15 protein-coding genes are annotated in these 15,205 nt (G+C 68.0%); 3 read left to right on the forward strand and 12 right to left on the reverse strand.

Translation table 11 applies throughout. The features are described from left to right. Positions 1-47 precede the first annotated feature (47 nt). A complete protein-coding gene (gene lexA, locus BHE75_RS13520) occupies positions 48-734 on the forward strand; it encodes a transcriptional repressor LexA (protein WP_015457298.1) in 687 nt (228 codons plus the stop codon). Here lexA and BHE75_RS13525 read toward each other — a convergent pair. Next, positions 728-2,887, reverse strand: coding sequence for a ComEC/Rec2 family competence protein (locus BHE75_RS13525; RefSeq protein WP_070934202.1), 2,160 nt, complete (start codon positions 2,885-2,887; stop codon positions 728-730). The two genes, lexA and BHE75_RS13525, sit on opposite strands and share 7 nt — an antisense overlap. A gap of 102 nt (positions 2,888-2,989) precedes the next feature. On the opposite strand from BHE75_RS13525, the gene gltX reads away from it, so the two are divergent. Both gltX and gltA read left to right on the forward strand, forming a co-directional pair. Next, a complete protein-coding gene (gene gltX, locus BHE75_RS13530; protein WP_070935882.1) occupies positions 2,990-4,438 on the forward strand; it encodes a glutamate--tRNA ligase in 1,449 nt (482 codons plus the stop codon). A gap of 23 nt (positions 4,439-4,461) precedes the next feature. After that, on the forward strand, positions 4,462-5,745 hold the full coding sequence (gene gltA / locus BHE75_RS13535) for a citrate synthase (RefSeq protein WP_015457301.1): 1,284 nt from the start codon (positions 4,462-4,464) through the stop codon (positions 5,743-5,745). A 56-nt stretch (positions 5,746-5,801) separates the two neighbouring features. Here the strand turns inward: gltA and BHE75_RS13540 are convergent, their stop codons facing one another. The 11 genes from BHE75_RS13540 to BHE75_RS13590 all read right to left on the reverse strand — a co-directional run. Beyond that, positions 5,802-6,569, reverse strand: a complete 768-nt coding sequence (locus tag BHE75_RS13540; protein ID WP_070934204.1) for a peptidase — start codon at positions 6,567-6,569, stop codon at positions 5,802-5,804. Positions 6,570-6,593: 24 nt separating this feature from the next. Beyond that, positions 6,594-7,439, reverse strand: coding sequence for a transglutaminase family protein (locus tag BHE75_RS13545; protein WP_254684552.1), 846 nt, complete (start codon positions 7,437-7,439; stop codon positions 6,594-6,596). Continuing rightward, complete coding sequence (locus tag BHE75_RS13550) at positions 7,408-8,343, reverse strand: alpha-E domain-containing protein (protein WP_015457304.1); 936 nt, start codon at positions 8,341-8,343, stop codon at positions 7,408-7,410. Before BHE75_RS13550 ends, BHE75_RS13545 begins: the two co-directional genes overlap by 32 nt. Then, complete coding sequence (locus BHE75_RS13555; RefSeq protein ID WP_070934209.1) at positions 8,343-9,794, reverse strand: circularly permuted type 2 ATP-grasp protein; 1,452 nt, start codon at positions 9,792-9,794, stop codon at positions 8,343-8,345. Before BHE75_RS13555 ends, BHE75_RS13550 begins: the two co-directional genes overlap by 1 nt. Before the next feature lie 127 nt (positions 9,795-9,921). Then, positions 9,922-10,344 (reverse strand): hypothetical protein, encoded by a 423-nt coding sequence (locus tag BHE75_RS13560; protein WP_015457306.1) that lies wholly within the window; start codon positions 10,342-10,344, stop codon positions 9,922-9,924. Positions 10,345-10,559: 215 nt separating this feature from the next. Continuing rightward, on the reverse strand, positions 10,560-11,261 hold the full coding sequence (ctrA, locus tag BHE75_RS13565; protein ID WP_015457307.1) for a response regulator transcription factor CtrA: 702 nt from the start codon (positions 11,259-11,261) through the stop codon (positions 10,560-10,562). Between the two features lie 94 nt (positions 11,262-11,355). After that, positions 11,356-11,640, reverse strand: a complete 285-nt coding sequence (locus BHE75_RS13570; protein ID WP_015457308.1) for a hypothetical protein — start codon at positions 11,638-11,640, stop codon at positions 11,356-11,358. After that, the gene (locus tag BHE75_RS13575) at positions 11,640-12,683 is read right to left on the reverse strand and encodes a chemotaxis protein CheB (RefSeq protein ID WP_070934212.1); all 1,044 of its coding nucleotides are present in this window, start codon (positions 12,681-12,683) and stop codon (positions 11,640-11,642) included. The genes BHE75_RS13570 and BHE75_RS13575 overlap by 1 nt, the downstream gene beginning before the upstream one ends. A gap of 14 nt (positions 12,684-12,697) precedes the next feature. Next, on the reverse strand, positions 12,698-13,063 hold the full coding sequence (locus tag BHE75_RS13580; RefSeq protein ID WP_041865098.1) for a response regulator: 366 nt from the start codon (positions 13,061-13,063) through the stop codon (positions 12,698-12,700). Between the two features lie 55 nt (positions 13,064-13,118). Further along, positions 13,119-13,958 (reverse strand): CheR family methyltransferase, encoded by an 840-nt coding sequence (locus tag BHE75_RS13585; protein WP_015457311.1) that lies wholly within the window; start codon positions 13,956-13,958, stop codon positions 13,119-13,121. 115 nt (positions 13,959-14,073) lie between these two features. Continuing rightward, positions 14,074-15,205, reverse strand: a 1,132-nt coding sequence (locus BHE75_RS13590; protein WP_254684453.1) for a chemotaxis protein CheA, incomplete at its 5' end; no start/stop codon positions are given.

Here is a 15,205-nt window from a genome sequence, read left to right on the forward strand (position 1 = left end):
GTTACGTTTCCTACACGTTCCCCGTTCGTTCCTTATCGGGGTCCGCCATGCTGACGCGCAAGCAACATGAACTGCTCTGCTTCATTCATGATCGGCTGGCCGAAACGGGGGTTTCGCCTTCGTTCGAGGAGATGAAGGACGCGCTGGACCTGAAGTCCAAATCCGGCGTGCATCGCCTGATCAGCGCGCTCGAGGAACGGAGCTTCATCCGCCGCCTGCCCAATCGCGCGCGCGCGCTGGAGGTGCTGCGCATGCCGGAACGGGCGCCGAACGCGAAGCCCGCGCCGCAGGCCGCGCCCTCGCGGCCGGCGATGCTGAAGCCCGCCGCGCAGATCTTGCCGGAAGCGGCGAACGACGTGATCGAGCTGCCCCTGCACGGGCGCATCGCCGCCGGCCTGCCGATCGAGGCGCTGGAAGGGCAGACGTCGCTTTCGGTGCCGGCCGCCCTGCTGGGGCCGGGCGAGCATTATGCGCTCGAGGTTTCCGGGGATTCGATGGTCGAGGCCGGCATATTGGACGGCGACTTCGCGCTGATCCGCCGCACCGATGTGGCCCGCGACGGGGAGATCGTCGTGGCGCTGATCGACGACAGCGAGGCGACGCTCAAATATTTCCGCCGCGAAGGCGCGATGGTCCGCCTCGATCCGGCGAACCGCGCTTATGATCCGATGCGCTATCGCCCCAACCAGGTCCGCGTGCAGGGCCGGCTGGCCGGGCTGATCCGCCGCTACTGATTGCCCGAAGCCACGGCTGCGGGGCCGCTCGCCCGGCGCTCGGCCGGTGTTGGGTTTCGATAAGGGGCCGCGGCGGATTCGGCCCATGGCTTGCCCCGCCGCCCGGCCTCGACCGAACGGATATGGCCGCGCGCGAGATCGATGGCGACACCGCCGGTCCGGGAGAGGAAGGGCCGATCGATCTTCAGCCAGCGCGGACGGCAGCTTCGGGGCAGGCGCCGGTCGCTGACGACGATATCCGCCGTGGCGCAGGCCCGGTTCATCGCCGCGATGTCGACGAAATTGGGTGATCGGGTGGCGAGCAAGGCCCATCGCCGGCCGTTGCGGTCGATCGTGACGGCGCACAGATCGGGTCCGCAGCGGGCACCCGGCCAATCGTCGATGGCAATCCCGGCTTCGTCCACGCCGGCCGCCTCCCCCAGCAGATCGCGGACATAATCCCCCGCGCGGGGACGCAGCAGCGCCAGCCGGCCGCCATCCGGATCGCGCAGCGCCAGATGCCGCCCGTCTCCCGTGACGATGAGGTCGGGCGCGGGCGTGGCCAGCGCCCAGGCCGCGCCGGCCGCCAGCGGCGCGAGGCCGATCCACCGCATGCGCGTGCGCCACAGCGCGATCCACAGCCCGCCCGCGATCATCAGCGCAAAGGCGCCGCCCGGCATGGACGGCAGCATCTTCACGGCCCCCGGCGCCGATCCGGCGGCATGGGCGATGGCCAGCAGCAATGCCAGCGCCTTGCCCGCCAGCCACCATAAGGGCGCGCCCAGCCCGCCCAGATCGGCGATCAGCGCCAACGCCTCCAGCGGCATGACGATGAAGGTGGTGAGCGGGATCGCGACGATATTGGCGAAGGCGCCGTAGAGGCCCGCCTGATGGAAATGGAAGAGCGCGATCGGCGCGAGCGCCGCCTCGACCACGAGGCCGGTCAGCAGCAGCCCCGCCAGCGATCGTCCCCACCCCGCCAATATCCCCTCGTCCCGCCGCGACAGGAAGGCGCGCACCCGGGGATGTTCGTGGAGGGCGATGATGGCGGTGACGGCGGCGAAGCTCAGCTGGAAGCTCGGCCCCGCCAGCGCCTCCGGCCAGAGGACCAGGACGGTGATCGCGCCGGCGGCCACCAGCCGCAGCGTGATGGCATCGCGCCCCATCGCGATCCCCACCAGCACCAGCAGCGCCGCCACGCAGGAACGGACGGTGGGCACCTCGGCCCCGGCCAGCAGCGTATAGGCGATGCCCGCCAGCGCGCCGCCGCCGGCCGCGATCAGCGGCAAGGGCGCGCGCAGCGCCAGCGCGGGGCTCAACGCCAGCAGCCGCAGCATGATCCACATGGTCGCGCCGATCATCGCCGTCACATGCAGGCCGCTGATCGAAAGCAGGTGCGCAAGGCCCGATCGGCGCATGGCATCGGCATCCGCCTCGGCGATGCCGCCCTGGTCGCCGGTGGCGAGCGCTGCGGCAATGCCGCCCGCGCTTCCCGCCACTTGGGCCTGGACATGGGCGGAAAGCCCCCCGCGCCACGCCATCAGCGTCTGCCAGAAGCCTCGCGGCACCGTATCGCCCACCCGTTCCACCGGCCCCAGCGCCCGTCCCGTCGCCCCCAGCCCCTGAAACCACGCGACCCGCGCGAAATCATAGGCCCCAGGCACCGCCGGCGGCGGCGGCGGCATCAGCCTGGCCCGCAAGGCGACACGGCTTCCCGGAAGGATGTCCCCGGCCAGATCGGCGGCGGCGACATTGACGCGAATCCGCGGCGGCAGCTCCCGGTCGCTCGGCGATGCGAGCGTCAGCCGCACGATATCGCGCGCCGCCAGCCGATCGACCGCAATGACCCGCGCCGTGAACGCCGCGACCAACGGCCTTTCGAGCCGGGGCGCGGCCACATGTTCCGCCCGCCACCAGATCAGCGCGCATCCCGCGGCGAGGGCAAGGCCGCCGATGATGCCGATCCGCCGGGCGCGGGTGCCGCCCGGCAGGAGCGTGCAGGCAAGGCCGCCTCCCAGCGCCGCCAGCACGAAGGCGATCCATTGCCTGCTCCCCGGCGACAGGAGCCAGGCCGTGATTCCCGCACCCAGCGCCACCGGAAGCCACAGGAAAAGCTGGTCCCGCTCCCTGTCCAGGCCCGCTTCAAGCGCCCGGAAAGCGCGGCCGATCCCCATGCTCCACAATCGCCCCCGCCCGGTTTGTAGCGCGGGGGAAGCCATGCTAGGGGCGGTGCCGAATTCGCTGGCCATCGGCCGCCATCCTTGGAGAAAGCGCGCGTGGGCGCAAGCACCGAAGCACCCGTCGAGACCCGTCCCGTCGTCACCCGATTCGCGCCTTCGCCGACCGGTTTCCTGCACATCGGCGGCGCCCGCACCGCATTGTTCAACTATCTCTTCGCCCGCCACCATGGCGGCCGCTTCCTGCTGCGGATCGAGGACACGGATCGCGCGCGCTCCACCCAGCCCGCGATCGATGCGATCCTGGACGGCCTCGCCTGGCTGGGGCTGGAAGGCGATGAGCCGCCCGTGTTCCAGTTCGCCCGCGCCGCGCGCCATGCCGAGGTCGCGCACCAGATGCTGGCGGCGGGCCACGCCTATAAATGCTACGCAACCGCCGAGGAACTGGCCGAGCTGCGCGAACAGCAGCGCGCCGCCAAGCAGCCGCTGCGCTATGACGGCCGCTGGCGCGATCGCGATCCGGCCGAGGCGCCGGAAGGCGCCCCCTTCGTCATCCGCCTGAAGGCCGAGCGGGAGGGCGAGACGACGATCCACGATCGCGTCCAGGGCGCGGTGACGGTGAAGAATGCCGAGCTGGACGACATGATCCTGCTCCGTTCGGACGGCACGCCCACCTATATGCTCGCCGTGGTGGTGGACGATCACGACATGGGCGTCACCCATGTGATCCGCGGCGACGACCATCTCAACAACGCCTTCCGCCAGCTCGGTATCATCCGGGCGATGGGCTGGCCGGAGCCGGTCTACGCCCATGTCCCGCTGATCCACGGCGCGGATGGGGCGAAGCTTTCCAAGCGGCATGGCGCGCTGGGCGTGGATGCCTATCGCGACGATCTCGGCATCCTGCCCGAAGCGCTCAACAATTATCTGCTGCGGCTCGGCTGGGGCCACGGCGATGCAGAGATCATCAGCCGCGACCAGGCGATCGAATGGTTCGATCTTGCCGGCGTCGGCCGATCGCCCTCGCGCTTCGATCTCAAGAAGCTCGAAAATCTGAACGGCCACTATATCCGCGAGGCCGATCCGGCCCGTCTGGCGGAGCTGATCCGTCCCCGAGTCGATGCGCTGATCGGCCGTCCGCTTGGCGATGCGGACATGGATTTGCTGCGCCGCGCCATGCCCGTTCTTCAGCCAAGGGCCAAGGATTTGGCGGAGTTGACTGGGGCTTCGACCTTCCTGTTTCGCACACGCCCCATAGACGTGGACGAAGCCGCCGCGAGCCTGCTAGACACCGCCGCAATCGCGGTCCTGGCTTCGGCCGAGCAAGCGATAGCCTCGGTCGCGGAGTGGAACGCCCCTGCACTTGAAGCGGCGGTTCGCGAGGTTGCGGAGGCGGCCGGCCTGAAGCTGGGCAAGGTGGCGCAACCGCTTCGCGCGGCGCTCACCGGCCGGGCGACATCGCCGGGGATTTTCGACGTTCTGGCCCTCCTCGGTCGCGAAGAGAGCCTCGGCCGCCTGGCCGACAGGCTGGCCCAGACGGGCGTCTGACTGGATTAGTAGGAGAAAGACCCATGGGCGATAGCGCCAAACTCGAAATCGGCGGCAAGGACTCCGAATATAAGGTCCTGTCCGGCAGCGTCGGTCCCGATGTGATCGACATCCGAAAGCTCTACGCCAACACCGGCGCCTTCACCTACGATCCCGGCTTCACCTCCACCGCAAGCTGCGAATCCAAGATCACCTTCATCGATGGCGACCAGGGCGTGCTGCTCCACCGCGGCTACCCGATCGATCAGCTTGCCGAACAGTCCAACTTCATGGAGGTGAGCTACCTCCTGCTGAACGGCGAACTGCCGTCCAAGTCGGAGCTGGAGCAGTTCTCCAACCACATCACGCGCCACACCATGGTGCATGAGCAGCTCGCCCAATTCTATCGCGGCTTCCGTCGCGATGCCCACCCGATGGCGGTGATGTGCGGCGTGGTTGGCGCGCTCTCGGCCTTCTACCACGATTCCACGGACATCTCCGATCCGCACCAGCGGCTCGTGGCCAGCCACCGCCTGATCGCCAAGATCCCGACGATCGCGGCGATGGCCTATAAATATTCGGTCGGCCAACCCTTCGTCTATCCGAAGAACAACCTGTCCTACACCGGCAACTTCCTGAACATGACCTTCTCGGTCCCGGCCGAGGAATATGAGATCGATCCGGTCGTGGAAGCGGCGATGGACAAGATCTTCATCCTGCATGCCGATCACGAACAGAACGCCTCGACTTCAACGGTCCGCCTCGCGGGTTCCTCGGGCGCCAATCCGTTCGCCTGCATCGCCGCCGGCATCGCCTGCCTGTGGGGCCCCGCCCATGGCGGCGCGAACGAGGCCGCGCTCAACATGCTGCGCGAGATCGGCCATATCGATCGCATTCCGGAATATATCGCCCGCGCCAAGAACAAGGACGATCCGTTCCGCCTGATGGGCTTCGGCCACCGCGTCTACAAGAATTACGATCCGCGCGCGAAGGTGCTCGGCAAGGCGGCGACCGAGGTGCTCAACAAGCTGGGCAAGCAGGATCCGATCCTGGACGTGGCCCGCAAGCTCGAGGAGATCGCGCTCACCGATCCCTATTTCATCGAGAAGAAGCTCTACCCGAACGTGGACTTCTATTCGGGCGTGATCCTGTCGGCGATCGGCTTCCCGACGACGATGTTCACCGTGCTGTTCGCCCTCGCCCGCACCGTCGGCTGGGTCGCGCAGTGGAACGAGATGATCGCCGATCCCGAGCAGAAGATCGGCCGCCCGCGCCAGCTCTACACGGGTGCCGCGCAGCGCGATTACGTGCCGCTCGCCCAGCGCTGATCCCGGCGCCGCTCGACGAAAGAAAGCCCGGTCTCGTTCGCGAGGCCGGGCTTTTCTTATGCGCGCGGTGAAATGCCGGCTTCGGCCAGGAAGGGCGGATCGGGAACCGCCGTGCGGCTTTCGTTGAGAAGCTGCGACCAGCGGGCCGACAGCTCCTGGAAATAGGCGTCGTCGCTTTCCAGCCGGCGGCGCACCACCGGCAGGGCCGGATCGGCGGGCATCACCACCATGTCGAACGGCAGGCCGACCGAAAGGTCGGAGCGGATCGTGCTGTCGAAGGAGAGCAGCCCGACCTTCACCGCTTCGTCCAGCGGCGAATCATAAGCGAGCGCGCGATCGAGAATGGGCTTGCCGTAGGCGGTGGCGCCGATCTGAAGAAAGGGCGTATCCCGGCCGCATTCGATGAAATTGCCGGCGTCATAGACCAGGAAGAGCGCCAGCGGGCCGCCGCCGATCCGCCCGCCAATCAGCAGCGAGATGCCCGAGGGGACGCCGGCCGCGGCAAGCGCCGGCTTCAGCTCGCGACCGGCGATCATCACCGCTTCGCCGACCAGCTGGGCGGCGCGGAACATGCTCGGCATGTCTTCGATGCGGCGCGGCGGGTCGTCCGCCATCAGGGGCGGCTGCCCTTCGGCGAGCTGGCCGAGGACGTTCTGGGTGACGGAGAGGTTGCCCGCGCTCATGCACAGGATCAACCGGTCAGGCGTGTCCGCCAGCACATGCATCTTGCGATAGATCGATATGTTGTCGATCCCGGCATTGGTCCGGGTGTCGGAGATCAGGACAAGCCCGTCGCGGAGCAGGATGCCGAGGCAGTAGGTCACGCCATTTCCTCCCGTCGAGGATCGTCAGCCCTCGATTCCAACGCGAACGCCGACATCCAGCACCTCGCTGCCGCCGCCGGTGCGGGTGCCGGAAACGGGGGCGGCGTCGCGGTGATCGAGGCCGATGGCGACGCGGACATAATGGTCGTCCGGGCAGCGATCGGCGGTGGGATCGAAGCCGATCCAGCCGAAATCGGCGATGTGCAGCTCCGCCCAGGCATGCGCCGCCTCATGCCATTCATGCTGGTGGGCGGGGCGCAGCACATGGCCGGAAACATAGCGCGCCGGCAGCCCGAGCCGGCGGGCGGCCGCGATCAGCACGTGGGCCAGATCGGCGGCATTGCCCTCCCCTTCCGCATAAGCGGTGGCGGCATTGCGCCCGTCGATCCGCCTGCCGGGGACGAAGCGCATCCGGCGATGGACCAGCGCCATCAGCCGGTGCGCGCGATCGAGGGACGTGCCGTCGGCGCCCTCCACCTCGGCCGCGAGCGCGCGGATCGGTTCCGACGCGGCGGTCAGCGGCGTCGCGCGGATATAGAGGACGGGCGGCAGGGTTTCGGCGGCCCCCGCCACCATGCCGGCCTGATCCTGCGTCAGCACCTCCCCCATCACCGCGAGGCTGACCGCATGGACCGGCCCGTCGATATAGAGCATCGCCGTTTCATTGCCGAAACCGTCCCGGCCGAGGCGGAGCCGCGCGTTGCAATCCACGTCGATCCGCCAATCGACGACATTCTGGCCGATATGGCTGGCCGGCACGAGCCGCAGCAGCTGGACGACGCGATCCTGCGGCTCGCTGAAGCGGTAATCCGTGCGATGATGGACGAAGAGCCGCATGTCAGGCGAAGCGGAACTGCTTTCCGATCGCACGGTCAAGCGCGGAATTCTCCACGATGAAGGCGGAGAGATACTCGTGGAGCCCGCCGGCGATGACCCGATCGATGCTGTCACGCGCCATCGTCGCCTGCCGCGCCCGCGCCATGCGATCGGCCTCGCCCTGCAACCCCGTGCGCTTGCCCAGCAGGTTGAGGTGGGAAACGACCTCGTCCACCGAAGCCGCCAGCGAACGCGGCAGTTCCCGCCGGTGGATCAGCAGCTCCGCCACCTGCACCGGGCGCAGACCATCGCGATAGAGCCAGCGATAGGCGGTGACCGCCGATACCGTGTGGAGAATGGTGGTCCACTGGTCGCGATCCATCACGCCGCCGACCATTTCGCCCTCGGGCAGGAGCAGGTGATATTTGACGTCGATCAGGCGCGCCGTGTTGTCCGCCCGCTCGACCGCGGCGCCAAGGCTGATGAACCACGAAGGCTCGTTGCGCAGCATGCGGTGCAGCGCCCCTTCGAAACCGCGCGTTTCCGCCTTCACCGCATCGACCAGCGCCAGCGTCGCATGGGTGCCGCCGGTGGACGAACGGTCGCGCAGGCCCAGCCAGGCGCGGTTGATGGCTTCCCACGCCTCCCGCGAGAGCGCGGTGCGGACGGCGCGCGCATTGCCCCGCGCGCTATCAAGGCAGGACCGGATCGAGCTGGGATTATCGTTGGAAAGTGTGAGATAGCGGGCGACGTTGGCGGGGTTCAGCCCCTCCCCGGTCGCGGCGAAGCCATGGTCCGCCGCCGCGACGGCGAGCGCGCTTTCCCAGGCCCCCATGCCCGCGGGGCGGGGGGATAGCGCATCGAGGCGGATCGTCGCCTCGATCAGCCGCGCGGTGAATTCGGCGCGTTCGACATAACGGCCCAGCCAGTAGAGCGAGGCGGCGGTGCGGCTGAGCATCAGCGCTCTCCCCGCTGCGGCCGATCGAGCAGGATCAGGCTGTCCTTGGTGCCCCCGCCCTGGCTGGAATTGACGACGAGCGATCCTTCGCGGAGCGCCACGCGGGTAAGGCCGCCGGGAACGATTGTGACGCCGTCGGCGCCCGACAGGACGAAGGGCCGGAAATCGACATGGCGCGGCGCCACGCCCTGCTCGGTCAGCGTCGGCACGGTGGAAAGCGCCAGCGTCGGCTGGGCGATGTAGCGATGCGGCTCCGCCACCAGGGCGGCGCGGAAGCATTCGATCTCGTGCCGGGTGGCGGTGGGGCCGACCAGCATGCCGTAGCCGCCCGATCCGTCGACCAGTTTCACCACCAGATCGGAAAGATTGTCGAGCACGTAGCGCAGGCAATCGGGCTCGCGGCAGCGCCAGGTTTCGACATTGGGCAGCTTCGCCTCGCTGCCGGTATAATATTTCACGATTTCCGGCATGTAGCTGTAGATCGCCTTGTCATCGGCGATGCCGGTGCCCGGCGCGTTCACCAGCGTGACGTTGCCCGCCATATAAGCGGAGACCAGCCCCGGCACGCCGAGCACGGATTCGGGCAGGAAGACGAGCGGATCGAGATAATCGTCGTCGAGACGGCGATAGATCACGTCCACCCGCACCAGCCCCTCGATCGTCTTCATCCAGACGATATCGTCGTCCACCACCAGATCGGCCGCCTCGACCAGCTCGATCCCCATGGAATCGGCGAGGAAGCTGTGTTCGTAGAAGGCCGAGTTGAAATGGCCGGGGGTCAGCAGCACGCAGACCGGATTGCTCGACCGCCCCCTGGGCGCCACCGAGCGCAGCGTTCCGTGCAGCGCATCGGGATAATCGTCGACCGGCGCCACGGGAAACAGCTCGAACAATTCCGGGCAGAGGCGGAGCATCGCCTCCCTGTTTTCGAGCATGTAGGAGACGCCCGAGGGCGTGCGGGCATTATCCTCGAGCACGAAGAATTCGTCCGGCCCGGTACGGACGAGATCGATGCCGCAGATATGGGCGAAGATGCCGTGCGGCGGGCGGGCGCCGGCGAGGACCGGCCGGAACTGCGGGTTGGCAAGGATCAGTTCGGGCGGCACAACGCCATCGGCGATGATCCGCCGCGCGCCATAGACATCGTCGAGGAAGGCGTTGATCGCCACCACCCGCTGCACCAGCCCTTCGGAAAGCCTGGCCCATTCGGGGGCCGTGAAGACGCGCGGCACGATATCGAAGGGGATGATCCGTTCGGCGGCTTCCGCCTCGCCATAGACGGCGAAGGTGATGCCCAGCTGACGGAAGGCCGCTTCGGCCGCCTGCTGCCGCCGGTTCAGCTCGGCGGGGGGCGTATCCCTGATCCAGCTCCCCAGCGCGGCGAATTCGGGCCGTGCGGCGTCCCCGCCCTCATGCCCTCTGATCTCGTCGAAAGCGGCTCTCTTCCCCATAGGCTGCTTTGCGCGTCCTTTCTGTTACAGGAAGACTGCAACGCTTTGCTGCATTGCACAAGAGCCTGTTTGGAACGCGCGCGCATGGGACGGCACCACTCGCAAGGGAGCAGTGCCGCAAATCCGGTCAGACGCTCATGAAATCCGGGTAGCGGGCGAGCAGCTCGCCGAATTCATTGTCCGACACGTTGAATTCGAAATGCTGGCCATCGGCCGTCTGGCGCAGGCCGTAGACATTGTCCCACGCCCAGCCTTCGCCCTTTTCGGGATGGATTTCCCAACGCAGATGGCAGAGCGCACCGGTGCCGGAAACCGGCTCCACCCGGTAATCGGCAAGCCGGATGTCGAGGCCGAGGCCGCTGCGCTGGAAGCGATCGAGATGGGCCTGCACCATGGCATCGGCCTCGGCCCGATCCTCGAACCGGGAAATATAGCCGCCCGTGAAGGAAACATAAGGGAAGCCATAATGATCGGCGAGCGCACCCGCCTTTCCACTGGCCATCGCATCGCCATAGCTGCGGCAGAAATCCTTCGCCCGGTCCATGTCCATGATTCGCCTCTCCTCATTTAGTTTCGTTCATTCACTAAATGAGCCGGCCGGCGGCGCCAAGCTGCCGGGATGGCATGTGATGCGCGAAGCGGACGCGGATTGCGGGAGCGTGCACGCAGCACGACGCCGCCAGCCAAAGGCCGACGGCGGAAAGCTTTTCCAAGGAGAGGCGCGGGAGCGAAGGGAGCGGAAAAGCCGCCCCCATCCGGCCCGGATCAGGCGACCTGGGCGATGCTCGCTTCGTCGGGATCGCGCAGCACATAGCCGCGGCCCCAGACGGTCTCGATATAATTCTCGCCACCGCAAGCGAGGCTCAGCTTCTTGCGCAGCTTGCAGATGAACACGTCGATGATCTTCAGTTCCGGCTCGTCCATCCCGCCATAGAGATGGTTCAGGAACATTTCCTTGGTGAGCGTGGTGCCCTTGCGGAGCGAAAGCAGCTCCAGCATCGCATATTCCTTGCCCGTCAGGTGGACGCGCGCGCCATCGACCTCGACGGTCTTGGCATCGAGGTTCACCGCCAGCTTGCCGGTGCGGATCACCGACTGCGAATGGCCCTTGGACCGGCGGACGACCGCATGGATGCGGGCGATCAGTTCCTCGCGATGGAAGGGCTTGGTGACGTAATCGTCCGCGCCGAAGCCCAGCGCCCGCACCTTCGAATCCATCTCCGAAATGCCGGACAGGATCAGCACCGGCGTCTGCACCCGCGAAGCGCGGAGCTTCTTCAGCACGTCATAGCCGTGCATGTCCGGCAGGTTCAGATCGAGAGCGATCAGATCGTAATCATAGAGCTTGCCAAGATCGAGGCCTTCCTCGCCCAGATCCGTGGTGTAGACATTGAAGCCTTCAGCGTTGAGCATCAGTTCGATGCTCTTCGCGGTCGTCGGTTCGTCCTCGATCAGCAGCACGCGCATAGCGATCCGTCCCCCTCGCTGCCGGAAACGCCCTTTCCGGCCCGCGATAGATGATTAACCACACGCTTGATGAACGCAAAAGGTTAAACGGGGGTTAAGGGGAATTTCCGTTTCCGGGGCAGGCCGTGCCTAGGCGCCGACGAATGCTTTCCAGCGTAATGCCTTGCGCCGCCTGCGGAAGATCGGCGGCACGCAGGATGCGGGCGATGGCGGCCTGGCGCTGGCCGATATCGTCAAGTGCCTGAAGTTCGACGATGAGTTCGGCGTTGAGCGTGATGTTGTCGCACAGCACGCCGCCCAGCCTTTCCAGCCGGCCGCAGACGGCATCCAGCTCGTCGGCGAGCAGCCGCAGGATGCGACGATCCTCCTCCCCCTCCATCAGGCGGCCGCCTGCGCGCGCTGCGATTCGGACCGGAGCAGCAGGCCGATATCGTCGAGGGCGACGACCGCGGCCGCGGCACCCGCCGCGATGGCGGCGGACGGCGCCTCGCGCACCATGGCGGTGGCGGGGTCCTGGACGATGGTGGTGCCGCCGGCCGCCTTCAGCGCCTTCAGCCCCGCCGCCCCGTCGGTGCCGAGCGCGGTGAGCATCACCCCGATCGAATCGGCTTTCGCCGTCTTGGCGAGCGTCGCGAAGAGCAGGCTGGCCGATGGCCGGGCCCCCGCCACCGGATCGGACGAGATCAGCCGCATCGAGGCATCAGGCCAGCGATCGACGACAATGTGGAAGCGCGGATCGGCCGCCAGATAGATATAGCCCTGCCGGAGGGTGAGGCCGTCCTGCGCGAGGCAGACCTCCGCTTTCGTGGCCAGCGCGAGGCGGGCCACGAGCGGATCGACGAAATCGGGATCGAGCGGCATCAGGATGATGGTGGGCGGGCAATTGGCCGGAAGCTCTGGCAGGATGCGGAGCAGCGCATCGACCCCGCCGGTGCCGGCGCTGATCGCGACGATGCGGCCGTTCCAGTCGAACGGCTCCTCGGTCGCGCGGACATAAGGACGGCGCTCGCCGGTCGGCACGCGGCCGGCGGCCGCGGCGCGGACCAGCGCGATCAGCTTGGGCGCGAGGCGGGTAAACTCCTCCAGCGAGGATTGCTGCGGCTTGGGAAAGCATTCCACCGCCCCCAGCTCCAGCGCGCGGAGCGAGGCGGCGGCGCCCTTCTGCGTGACGGAGGAGAGCATCACCACCGGCATCGGCCGGTCGCGCATCACCTCTTCCAGGAAATCAAGGCCGCTCATGCCCGGCATCTCGACATCCAGCGTCATGACGTCGGGGGCGAGCGCCTCGATCTGGCGGCGGGCCTCGTCTGCATCGCCGGCATGGCCGACCACCTCGACGCCCTCGGCCTTGTCCAGCACGCTGGCGAAGAGCGCGCGCATCGTCACCGAATCATCCACCACCAGGACGCGGGCCTGCGACATCGGCTCCCCCCTTTTCAGTGCACGACGCGGCGGACGGCAGCGGCCAGCCGTTCGGGATCGAAGGGCTTCACGATCCATCCCGTGGCGCCGGCCGCCCGCGCGCGGGCCTGCTTGTCCTCCCCGCTTTCGGTGGTGAGGACGAGGATCGGCGTATCGACGAAATCGGCGCGGGCGCGCAGCCGCTCGATCAGGCCGAAGCCGTCGAGGCGGGGCATGTTGATGTCGGTGATGACGAGGCTCGGCATATTGCCTTCCAGCCAGGCGAGCGCGGCCAGGCCGTCCTCCGCCTCTGCCACCCCATAGCCGCGCTGGCTGAGCGTGGCGCGAAGCAGGAGCCGCATGCTGGGCGAATCGTCTACCGCGAGAATCTTCCTGGACATGCGCTGCACCCTTCCGCCTTCGCGCCCTTTTCGGCCGGGCGTGGTTAAGAAAGCCCTAGGCGCGCTTGCGGAAGATGCCCTGGCCGGCGGGCGCGAAACGATCGGCGGCGGGACCGGCGAGGGTTTCGTCCGCGCCAATATAAAGATGGCCGCCGGGAACGATCTGGTCCGCCAGGCGGCCGATCAGGCGCTGGCGGGTCGGCTCGTCGAAATCGGGCATCACGTTGCGGCAGAGGATCGCATCGAACAGGCCGCTGACGGGCCAGGCGTTGAGCAGGTTGAGCTGGCGGAAGCGGATGAGGTTGCGCACGGCTTCGCGGATCTCGATCCCGGCGGGGACGGCCGCCGTCCAGGCAGCGCGAAGGGGTGGCGGGATATTGGCGGCGGCCGGATAAAGGCCGCGGCGGGCGGCATCGAGCGCCTGACGGCTGAGATCGGTGGCGAGGATCAGGACATCGCCGTCCAGGATCGCGCGGGCATCGGCGGATGCGGGGCCGAGGAGCGCGAGGGCGAGCGAATAAGCTTCCTCGCCCGTGGCGCAGCCGGCCGACCACAAGCGCACCCGATCGCCCCGCGCCACCCGATCGAGGATGGCCGGGCGGAGATGCTCGGCGACATGACGGAAATGGCCGTCATCCCGGAAGAAGGCGGTTTCCGTATCGGCCAGCGTCTCGATCGCCAGCGCGCGTTCCTCGCTGTCGGTGCGGATCAGGGCGACATAATCGGCGAAGACTTCGCACCCCCGCGCACGCAGCCGGGCGGAAAGGCGGACGGCGACCGACGCGGCCTTTTCCGGGCCGAGGACGATGCCGGCATGGCTGTGGGCAAGCGTCGCGATCGCCGCGAAATCGGCGGGGGAAAGCGCCGGGCCGCCACCGGATGACTTCCGGAACATCGCGATCAGGCCCGCCGGCGGGCGGACCGATCGACAAGCCGGGCCGCCGACCGCCGCCGATCGCCAATGCTATCCACCAACAACGCCACCCTGCCCCGCCTTTCCATATCCGCGATCACCCGTGCGCCCTGTGCAGGATCGGCGGCGGCGCCATCAAGCCTTGAAATGGCGGCGCTACGGCGCGCGGCAACGGCAGCGCGAGGGTGAAGGCGGTGCCCTGCCCCGGCCGGGATCGGATGACGATCCGGCCGCCCAGCGCCCGCACATTCTGGCGGACGACATCCATGCCGACGCCGCGCCCGGAAATGCTGGACAGCGCCCGCGCGGTGGAGAAGCCGGGGACGAAGATCAGCTCGTCCACCTCCTCCTCGCTCAGCCGCGCGTCGGCGGGCACGAGGCCGCGATCGACGGCGAGCGCGCGGACATGATCGCGATCGATGCCGCGCCCGTCATCCTCGACGGTGATGAGCACCTCGCCCTCGCCGTGCACGGCGGCGAGGCGGACGACGCCTTCGGCCGGCTTGCCCACGGCGACGCGATCGGCCGGCAGCTCAATACCATGATCGACGGAGTTGCGGATCAGATGGGTCAGCGGCTCGCCGATCCGTTCGATGACGGTGCGATCAAGCTCGATATCTTCGCCTTCCACCTCCAGCCTGATGCGCTTGCCGGTCTGCGCCTCCAGCTCGCGGACGATGCGGTGGACGCGGCTGAACACCGCCTCGACCGGCTGGGTGCGGATCGCCTGCGCGCTGTGCTGGAGATCGCGGGCCAGCCGATCGAGATCGGCCATTTCGGCGATGCCGGCCAGTCCCTCGCCCCCAAGCCGCAGCCCCAGCCGCGTCTGGGCCAGGCCGAGCGCCCCGATCAGATCGACGAGGCGGTCGAGCTTGTCGAGATCGACCCGGATCGTCTGCGGCGCGGCGAACGAAGCGGCGGCTTTCGGACGCACGGGCGGCAGGGAAACGACGTGGGCTGCCGGCGCAGGAGCCGGAAGGGCCGCAGCGTCCGCCCGCTCGATCGCGAGATCGCATTCGCCCGCGACGAACTCGAATATCTCCGCGATCGCGGCGCGCGGCACGTCGGCGGGCAGCCGGAAGGTCCAGCCCAGATAGGCACCGCGCGGATCGAGCGCGTCGAGCGCCGGGATATCCGCATGATCGACCGACAGAAGCTCCCCGCCGAGCGCAGCCAGCTCGCGCAGCAGAAGCAGCGGTTCATGGCCATGGCGCAGCGCGCCGGGACCG

It is taken from the genome of Edaphosphingomonas haloaromaticamans (assembly GCF_001853345.1).
Taxonomy (GTDB): domain Bacteria; phylum Pseudomonadota; class Alphaproteobacteria; order Sphingomonadales; family Sphingomonadaceae; genus Sphingomonas_E; species Sphingomonas_E fennica.